The 1970-nt window shown below is 67.1% G+C and carries 1 protein-coding gene and 1 pseudogene; both read left to right on the top strand.

Annotation, left to right across the window (positions count from 1 at the left end; translation table 11 throughout):
• Positions 1-384 (top strand): annotated as a pseudogene (locus tag ACTOQ3_RS43450) (hypothetical protein); the annotation flags it as partial.
• Between the two features lie 142 nt (positions 385-526).
• Positions 527-1891 carry an RICIN domain-containing protein gene (locus ACTOQ3_RS43445; protein ID WP_440089913.1) on the top strand — a complete coding sequence of 455 codons (1365 nt, stop codon included), beginning with the start codon at positions 527-529 and terminating at the stop codon, positions 1889-1891.
• The last annotated feature ends 79 nt before the right edge of the window (positions 1892-1970 follow it).

Below are 1970 nucleotides of genomic sequence, written 5' to 3'. Positions count from 1 at the left end.
CTGAGGCCTCGCCGTGAGTGCGCGGCCGTGATGTCGCCCCTCGACGTCTTCTCCCCGATTCCCGGAAAGGATGCCCGCGGTGTCCCCACGTCGAAAGATCGTCGCCACCGTCACGTAGTCGCGGCCGCGCCGAGGAGCGCCGTCCACATCGCCGCGGCGCCGTCAGCGTCGGCGGCCACGCATCCGGCCTGTGTCGTGGGCCACTTCAAGGAGTCGCCGAACCAGTCCGGCGACGACTACGCCCTCCGCCCGGCGGTGAGCTCCGACGGTCTCGGCCGGATGCCCCTGAACCACAACAACCCGGTCGTCACGCCGGCCGAGGGTCCGACCCAGGAATTCAGATCTAGTGATTGGACATTTCATGGCACTGATCATGGCGCCTGATGGTCACTCATCAGGACCGTCGCGAAGCACTCGGTCGCTGCGCCGGTTACTGATCGTCCTTGTGGTGACCGCGCTCACCGCAGTGACAGGCCTCGTCGTCTCCGCGCCGCCGGCCAATGCCGACACCAGGCAATTTCGAGGCATGAACTGGGCCGTGCTGGGTGACAACTTCAGCACCGGCACGCTCGTCGTGCAGGGCCTGAGCCAGTCCGACAGCAACGCGACGGTACGGGCCAAGGCCAACTCGCTCTACGACAGCATGGAATACCTCATGGGGGTCAACACCGTCCGGCTGCCCATCAACACCCACACCGTGGCCAACACGACCTGGTGGAACGCCTACCGCGGCGCCATCGACGCCGCCACCGAACGCGGATTCAAGGTCATCCTGGCCTACTGGGAGGACGGCGCCGCCTCCGGCGGCAGGATCACGAACCTCGCCGCGTGGAACACGATGTGGTCCAGCGTGACCAACACCTACGGCTCAAACAGCCACGTCTACTTCGAGCCGATGAACGAGCCGCACGGCTACTCGTCGGCGGAATGGCGCAACGTCGCGGCGAACTGGCTCGGCTATCACACCTCGGCGGTGCCCGGCCGGGTGCTCATCGGCGGCACCGGCTTCAGCCAGGACCTGCGGGACATCTGCAACGACAGCCGCTTCAACTCGACACTGCTGTCCTTCCACTACTACGCCTTCTTCTACGGCGCCATGACCTACGACGACTTCCGAAGCCACATCCAGACGCGTCTGGGCAACTGCGCCTCCCGCGCGGTCGCGACCGAGTTCGGCGCGCCGATGTCCACCGGCCTCAACTACGGCGACCCGAACAGCACCGACAACTTCGTGCGCTACCTCCGCGCCGTGGCCCAGGTCATGCGGGACAACCAGATGGGCGGCACCTACTGGCCCGCCATCGGCGGCAAGACGGGCACCATCGGCTACGACTGGTACTCGATGTTCTCCCTGGGCGGCAGCGGCACCACTCTCAACTTGACCACCCGCAACGGCCACGGCTCCAACCGGGTCCGGTACGCCTGGGGCGACGCCGTCAGCGACCCCAACCCCACGCCGACGCCGACGCCGGAGACGTTCTACAGGATCAACGCGCGCCACAGCGGCAAGGCCATGGACGTCCAGCAGCCGAACACCAGCAACGGTGCGCGCGTCGGCCAGTACACCTACGGCGGCAACGCGTGGCAGCAGTGGCGGTTCCAGGACGCCGGCAGCGGCTACTGGCGCATCATCAGCCGCCACAGCGGAAAGTGCCTCGATGTGGTGGGCGCTTCGACCGCCGACGGCGCCGAGCTCGTCCAGTACACCTGTGGCACCGGCGCCAACCAGCAGTTCCAGATGGTCGCCAACGGCGGCTACTTCCAGCTCCGGGCACGACACAGCGGCAAATGCGTGGACGTACCGGCCGCGTCGACCGCGGACAGCGTGATCATCAAGCAGTATCCGTGCAACACCGGCACCAACCAGCAGTGGTCGCGCACGGCCGTCTAACGGTCGTCTCGACGTGACCGCGGATCCGCGGATCCGCGGCGCAGCCCTCACGCCCCCGGTGCCGATCTCGTGCCATGTG

The sequence above is a fragment of the Streptosporangium sp. LJ11 genome (genome assembly GCF_051918945.1).
GTDB lineage: Bacteria > Actinomycetota > Actinomycetes > Streptosporangiales > Streptosporangiaceae > Streptosporangium.
The sequence above is the reverse complement of the archived record's forward strand: the minus strand, read 5'-3'. Positions and strand labels throughout refer to the sequence as shown.

Coding starts and splice junctions, on each gene's coding strand:
- ACTOQ3_RS43445 (WP_440089913.1), top strand. CDS start 527: ATGAACTGGGCCGTGCTGGGTGACAACTTCAGCACCGGCACGCTCGTC.